Here is a 7,588-nt window from a genome sequence, read left to right as displayed (position 1 = left end):
CGCCGAATTTGTCGCACCAGCGGCGGGTCGTCTCGTAACTGACAACGACACCGCGCTCGAACAGCAGTTCTTCAATATCACGCAGGCCAAGTTGGAACCGGAAATACCACCGAACCGCGAGACTATTTTCCATTGCATTCACCTGATGTGTTCTATAAGCAATGACTATGCTAGCGATGAAGTACTTTACTTAAACTCTTGGCTAACTGAGGTTGCAAATAAGTCGTGCGGGCCAGCGCGGCTGCGGTGCTGTTGCAACAAAATTCCCAAAATTTGTCGGAAAGCTGACGTCGCGCACGTCCCAAACAGGACACACTCTTCCTCTCGACAAGGAAGGCAAGGCCGATTCCGCTGAAGCGTTCAATCCTCCAGATCCTGAGTGTTCTGGTGCAAATAGGTAAGCGGGTTGAGAAAGTTTATATAGGTAGGAAAGCTTATCGATCAAACAGGACCGCATTCCATACGGCGGGCGCAGCGGCCTCCTTGAGGCCGAGATTTGCGAGATCGAATGGTCCCTTGTGAATGCGATGCGTCAACTCGACTGCTGAAATCGTGGTCGCGGCGCTCCCGAATCGCTTGAACCCAGGCATCACGTTCGTTCTGGACTTGATGTGGCGATGGTCTTGCTCGATCACGTTGTTCAGATAATTTGAGGACCGGACCTTCGTGTCTTCAGGCAGCAGACCATCGGTCTTCATTTCGCGCACCGCGCGGTGCGAGGCGGCATAGCCGTCGAGCGTGATGGTCTCCGGCGGCTGGCCTTGACGCTTGATGGTCTTGCTGAAAAAAGCTTTGGCCGCAACCATGTCGCGTCGGGCTCTGAGCATGAAGTCCACCGTCTGGCCAGCCCGATCCACTGCCCGGTACAGGTAGACCCACCTGCCGCGAATCTTCAGGCAGGTCTCATCGACTCGCCACGAGCGACCCGCAGGTGTAGCAAAGCGGTTCCAGCGTTTGACGAACTCGGGTGTATAACGCCTCACCCAGCGCAGAATCGTCGTGTGAGCCAGCGACAATCCCCGTTCGGCCATCATCCCGACCAGATCGCGAAAGCAGAGCTTGTAGCGCAGGTACCAGCGAACGCACAGAATGCGCGGATTTCGTGACCCGAAGCGCACGCAGGCTTTTCTCTCCAGCTTCGGCCTGATCCGGCAGCACTTCGCGCTCAAGCGACACCTGCTATGGGCTTCACGCTATCGCAAACAACTCGCATCCCGATTCGCTGCTTGGCGCGAATTCACCGGCATCGCTCAAAATCCGTCGACTGTCTCCTGAGCGATTGACACTCTTCGCAGTAGTCCGTGCCACTGCCGACAAGTTGACAATGCCCTGTTCTGCGCCTCTCAAAAGAATCTATTATGGTCAAAATGACAAAGAACCAGCTAATTGACGCGATTGCTGAAGGAACGCAGATTCGTCGCCTTGTCCGGGGTGTTATTGTTTGAGCTGTGTCTGGTTCAGGACATCGATGTCTCAAGTCGAACAGTAAAACTCATCAATGGCGGCTATAGGCGCGTTGTTCTTTGAGGAACTCTCGCGCAATATCGTTGGCACGTCGGTTGCTTAAGATGCGTAGAACTCTGTGACGATCATCTCGCTTCGCGAGGCGCTGCCAAAGAGTTCGGATTAGACGTTCTCCACCGGTCCAAATGTAGCATCGGATGCGGAGCGAACGCCATCAGAACTTGAGGGGCCTATGTTTGCATCGCGATGGGAAAATAGCCGATCCACCACCGTTGGCGATTTCAGAAAAAATGCGAAGAGCGCAAAACAGAGCTCTTCCGTGCTTAAGCGGATGTGGCCCAGGAATAACGCTGACTTGTTGGAGTAGATGATTCCGAAGAACCTGGTCGCTGCTACGGACTAAACTGCTGAAGGTGTATCTGCCGCTCGCGGGGCGACGTTGATTTGGTCTGGTTATCCATTGTGAAGAGGGTGCTATGCAGGAGACCGTCGACAGCAAGATCGGACTAGATGCTACTTCGGGCGACAATCGGAAAGCCGAGAGTTCGTTTTTGAAGTTCCGCGGGATAGATCATATTGCCATTGCAGTACTCGATCTTGAGGCGTCAATTCTGTTCTTTCAGGACGTGCTGGGCTTTGAATTGAAGGGCCGTTCTCACGTTAAGGGACGGTCGACAGGGATGCTTTATGCTAACCTCGAGAGCGGCGGCATCAGGTTTGTTCTGTGTCAGGGTACTGAGCCAACCTCTCAGGTCTCAGAGCTGGTGCGGCGTAATGGTGTCGGAGTTGCTCACATTGCTCTTGAGGTCGACAATGTAGATGCTGCCGTGCAGACCCTAAAGTCTCGTGGTCTGGGATTTGATACGACCGTCGTTCGTTGTCCTGGACTAGCGCAGGCCTTCTCGAGTCGCTCCATTGAAACGGGCCTTAGCTTCGAATTCATTCACCGAGATGGAGAGAATGGCCTCCTCGAATCGAACGTTCAGCAGCTCTTTGGTCAGCTTGAACAGTCGGGCAAATATTGACGGAAGAGGTGGGGCCTCCAGTTGTGCGCGTGCTCCAACATCTTCATCGCCCAGCCGCGCTTGTTGCCGGTGGGAGGCTAGCCGCAAGGTGCGCCCAGGTAGCGAGCGATATGGGCGACGTTATTCGCGCGGCCTTGTGTGCAGATCCCATTTTGGGGGATTGGGCTCGTCGCGGTAAGATCCGGCGTGTCGCAAGTGTTGAAGAGCTATCGACCTTGCTGAATGCTCAAGTGGTGGACTGGATATTTTCGGGTTGTAATCCATTCGCATCGGCAGCGGATGTGTTGGGGCGAGTTCGTCAAGGCGCTTCCAAGTGTCGCGAAGGTCCGTTAGCGCGGTGTGCGGGAACTGCGGCAACTTCTTCGGTGCTGTTGGTCCAAGATGCCGAATGTGCCGTCAGGTGGCATCGCATCTATGGTGGTGCGGACACCGGTCACCGGGTTGTTCAATCCCACGTGTTGATCACGCCAACCGATACGGCGTCAACTCTTGACCTCAAATGCTGCGAGGCTGGAGTCAAGGTATTCCGCGAACGTCTGACCGTTTTGGCGAGTGGAGAGGAGCTCAGTGCCTGTCCGTAGGCGCTAGATACGCCGACGCGAGTTTCCCGAACGTCGACGTCCGGATGTGGCGGCCTGCACTGCGATGGGATCGACCCGCGCCAGATCTCTCTGGGACAACGACCGCCTGGACTTTAGGTCGTATCATTCCAATCGTTCTATGTGTGAAGGCTGTTGTCGCAATCAGGTGCTTGGAGGTGTCGTCTAACCGCTCGGGCTTATCGGCGGGCTCTCTCTCCTTAAAATCACCCGGCAATTGGCATGTGGCGACAGGTACGAGGATGTTGATGCTTGGTTCGACGGCTAAGATGGTCGGCCAGTGGATGCGCGGCCACTGGCGAGGAATTCCGGCATGGATATAGGCAACCGCTTACCGATCTTAAGCGAAGCTGAGGCGCGGGGCACAACAGTTGCCCATGAATTGTTGGCATCTCGTGAAGAGTTCTGGCGACAGCGACTAGAGCAGTTCAAGATAGTTCAGCTTCCGTTTTCGTCGTTAGAAGGCAACGCTCTGGCGACATGGCAATCGACCGCTTGGCTCATGCCGGGTGCGTTGGCTGAGCTATCTCCCAGTGATCGCGCGGAATTCTTGCTAACTGCTTGGGTGGTCTATCTCGCCCGCATCACCGGGGAAGCAGAGCTTCAACTGGGATGGACTCCCGTGCCGAACGGATCGCGAGCCGGCGTGAATGCGCTCGAGGTGCTTGTCGCGTCTGTCGTGCCGATGGCAATTACCATCGACCTCGATAACAATTTCGCAGAGGCGCGCACGGCGGTCGCGGCCGAATTCGCTCAGCTGAACGCGCAGGATACCTTTGCGCGGGATCTTATTGCGCGATGCCCGACGTTGAGCGGTGTGGAGGCGCTACGATTGCGCCGTCCCTGGCCGGTTGGCGTTACGGTTACGGGAGAGAGCTGTTCTGCTGCTGAAGAGTCGGTTTCGAGCTCCAGTTCTGAGATAGCTCGCTCCGGTGAGTTGGTAACGCTCGAGATTTGCGCTCTGGATGGGAGCTTCCGATGGCACTTTGATGCAAGTCGCCTCGAGCCCAATCAGATCGAGCGTATGACACAGCATTTGCAGAATTTGTTGTGTGCTGTGATGACCGATGCGCAGCAGTCGTTGGGGTGCATCGGGCTGCTGTCGTCCGATGAGCGCACCTGCCTCTTGGAGGATCTGAACCGGACGGCGACGCCTTATCCTTCGGACCGGTGTATCCATGAGCTGTTCGAGGCGCAGGTGCGTAAGACGCCGGATGCGGTAGCCGTGGTCCATGCTGACGCGCGCTTAAAATATGGCGAGCTCAATGCTCGGGCGAACCGGCTCGCATATCATCTCATCGCGCTTGGGGTGAAGCCGGGCGAGCGCGTTGCGATAGTGCTTGATCGAGGCATTGCTCTTGTTGTCGCACAACTGGCAGTTCTGAAGGCGGGCGGGGTCTATGTACCGATTGATCGGGGCGGTCCAGTTGGGCGACGAAGCTGGATTATGACCGACTGTGCTGTGCGCCTCATCCTTGTAGGTGACGAGAATGAGGGCGGGCTTGAGATTCCGATTCCTATTCTGGCCATTGATCCGATCATGGCTGGAACAGGGTGTAGTACCGATCCTGGCCTAGCATTGACCGCCGAGGCTCCGGCCTACGTGATGTACACCTCCGGGTCGACCGGTCTTCCGAAGGCCGTGGTTGTTCCTCATCGTGCTGTCAACCGTCTCGTCATCAACAACGGCTATGCGGAGTTCACCTCGAGTGATCGCGTGGCCTGGGTAGGCAATCCCGCCTTTAGCATCAGTACGCTGGAAGTTTGGGCACCACTGCTGCACGGTTCCAGCCTAATTGTGATTCCACACACAGCTGTACTGCAGCCCGAGGTGCTGCGCATTCTGGTTCGGCGGCACCGCATCACCGTGCTGCATTTGACTGCCGGGTTGTTCAGCCGGAGCGTTGATGAGTTAGGCCCGGTGCTGGCGAGTTTGCGATTTCTACTAGTTGGTGGTGGCGCGGTTGATGCGGCGGCCGTGGCCCGGGTTTTGAGCCAAAGCCGACCGCAACATCTCTTGCACTGCTACGGTTCAACTGAGACGTCGACCTTTGCGACGGTCTGCGAGATCACCGCCATTGATCAGACAGTCCGACGACTCCCGATCGGCCGTCCGATTGCGAACACGCGGGTGTATCTGCTTGACGGACACGGTGCGCCGGTTCCGTTTGGCGCGGTCGGGGAGCTCTACGTTGGCGGGGCGGGGGTGGCGCGCGGTTATCTGAACCGGCCCGAGCTGACCGCGGAGCGGTTCATCGGCAGTCCCTTTGTCGAGGGCGACCGGCTGTACCGCACTGGCGATCTGGCGCGCTATCTGCCGGACGGCAATCTTGAGTTTTTGGGCCGCAACGATGACCAGGTGAAGATCCGCGGCTTCCGCATCGAGCCGGGGGAGATTGCGGCGCGGCTCATCGAGCATGCCTGGGTGCGCGATGCGGTGGTGGTGGCGCAGCAGGACGGTGCCGGCGAGAAGCGGCTGGTGGCCTATGTGGTATGTGCGCCTGAAGCAGCTTCGAACGGGCTGGATGGAAGCGAACTTGCCGGCGCCTTGCGCGCACACATAAGTGCGCACCTGCCGGACTACATGGTGCCGGCGGCGTTTGTGCGGCTGGCGGCGCTGCCGCTGACGGTGAATGGCAAGCTCGATCGCAAGGCGCTGCCGGCGCCGGACGATGAGGCGTATGCGCATCGCGCCTATGAGGCGCCGCAAGGCGAGGTCGAGATCACGCTGGCACAGATCTGGGCCGAGCTTCTCGGTGTGGAGCGGGTCGGACGCCACGACCACTTCTTTGCGCTCGGCGGGCACTCGCTCTTGGCGGTGCAACTGATGGAGCGGCTGCGGCGGCGGTCACTGCGCATCGAGGTGCGCACCTTGTTCGTCAAGCCGGTGCTGGCGGACCTGGCTGCAAGCCTCAGTAGCCATCACGAGATGGCGGTCCCGGCCAACCTGATCGGCGAACAGAGTCCGGCGATCACGCCAGAGATGCTGCCGCTGATTGAGCTGACGCAGGGCGAGATCGACCGGAGCGTCGCCACAGTGCCCGGCGGCGTCGGCAACATCCAGGACATTTATGGCTTGTCGCCACTGCAGGACGGCATCCTGTTCCATCATCTGTTGGCGACAAAGGGCGATCCGTACCTGCTGGTCTCGCAGATGGCGTTTGCGGACCGTGACCTGCTCGAGCGCTATCTTGCCGCGGTTCAGCGGGTGGTGGATCGGCACGATATCCTGCGGACGTCGTTTGTCTGGGAAGGGCTGTCGCGCCCGGCCCAGGTGGTGTGGCGGAACGCGCTGCTGGAGGTGAGCGAGGTCGAGCTGGACGGGTCTTGTGGTCCGGGCGACGCGCAGCTGAAGCATCGGTTTGATCCGCGCCAGCACCGCATCGAGCTTGGCCGGGCGCCCTTGTTGCGGTTTGTGATTGCGCGCGAGCCCGGCAGCGCGCGCTGGCTGCTGCTGGAGCTGCAGCATCATCTGATCGGGGATCACACCACGCTGGAGCTGATGCATGCCGAGGTCCGGGCCGTGCTGGAGGGACGCGAGCATGAGCTGGCAGCCCCGCAGCCGTTCCGCAACCTGGTGGCGGCGGCACGGCTTGGCGTGGGTGCAGACGCGCATGAAGAGTTCTTCCGGGGACTGCTGGGGAACATCGATGAGCCGTGCACGCCCTTTGGCTTGTGCGAGGTCCAGGGCGACGGCCGCGGGACCCGTGAGGCGCAGCGGATGCTGCCGCAGGCGCTCAGCGTGCGGCTGCGGGTGCAGGCGCGGCGGCTGGGGGTGAGCCTGGCGAGCCTGTGCCATCTGGCCTGGGGCCAGGTGGTGGCGCGCAGCAGCGACCGCGAGCAGGTGGTGTTCGGCACGGTGCTGTTCGGCCGCATGCATGGCGGGGCGGGTGGCGACCGCGCGATGGGTCTGTTCATCAACACGCTGCCGCTGCGGCTTGACCTGGACGGGACCGGGGTCGAGGCGAGCGTGCGGACCACCCACGCGCGGCTGGCCGAGCTGCTCGTACATGAGCATGCCTCGCTGGCGCTGGCGCAACGCTGCAGCGGCGTTGCGGCGCCGGCGCCACTGTTCAGCGCGCTGTTGAACTACCGCCACAATACGCCGGCGGCGGTCTCCGCCTCTGCAGCCGATGATGTGCTGCCCGGCATGGAATGGCTGGGCGGGGAGGAGCGCACCAACTATCCGCTGACCCTGTCGGTGGAGGATTTTGGCGAGGCGCTCGGGCTGACGGCGCAGGTGGCGGAGGGCGTCTCAGCGGATCGGGTCTGCGGCTACATGCAGCACACGCTCGCGCAGCTGGCGGAGGCGCTGGAGCGGGCGCCGAACACGCCGGTGCGGGAGCTGGACATCCTGCCACCTGACGAGCGGGCGTATCTGCTGGAGGAGCTGAACCGGACGGCGGTGACGTATCCTGAGCAGCAGTGCATCCATGAGCTGTTTGAGGCCCAGGTGCGCCAGGCGCCGGATGCGGTGGCGGTGGTCTATCAGGACCAGCG

General features: G+C 60.1%; 3 protein-coding genes and 2 pseudogenes. 3 read left to right on the top strand and 2 right to left on the bottom strand.

Annotation, left to right across the window (positions count from 1 at the left end):
• Both AB3X94_RS40765 and AB3X94_RS40760 read right to left on the bottom strand, forming a co-directional pair.
• Positions 1 to 133: pseudogene (locus AB3X94_RS40765) on the bottom strand (IS6 family transposase); the annotation flags it as partial.
• A gap of 301 nt (positions 134 to 434) precedes the next feature.
• A complete protein-coding gene (locus tag AB3X94_RS40760; RefSeq protein ID WP_368594301.1) occupies positions 435 to 1,148 on the bottom strand; it encodes an IS6 family transposase in 714 nt (237 codons plus the stop codon).
• Between AB3X94_RS40760 and AB3X94_RS40755 the strand changes: the two are divergent.
• The 3 genes and pseudogenes from AB3X94_RS40755 to AB3X94_RS40745 all read left to right on the top strand — a co-directional run.
• Positions 1,087 to 1,275, top strand: a pseudogene (locus tag AB3X94_RS40755) (IS6 family transposase); the annotation flags it as partial. The gene AB3X94_RS40760 and the pseudogene AB3X94_RS40755 overlap by 62 nt on opposite strands.
• Before the next feature lie 665 nt (positions 1,276 to 1,940).
• A complete protein-coding gene (locus AB3X94_RS40750; protein ID WP_368594297.1) occupies positions 1,941 to 2,489 on the top strand; it encodes a VOC family protein in 549 nt (182 codons plus the stop codon).
• A gap of 912 nt (positions 2,490 to 3,401) precedes the next feature.
• A partial coding sequence (locus AB3X94_RS40745) for an amino acid adenylation domain-containing protein (RefSeq protein WP_368614408.1) occupies positions 3,402 to 7,588 on the top strand: 4,187 nt, incomplete at its 3' end.

It is taken from the genome of Paraburkholderia sp. BR10923 (assembly GCF_040948765.1).
In the GTDB taxonomy this organism is placed as follows: Bacteria; Pseudomonadota; Gammaproteobacteria; order Burkholderiales; family Burkholderiaceae; genus Paraburkholderia; species Paraburkholderia youngii.
This window is presented reverse-complemented; position numbering and strand designations above follow the sequence as displayed.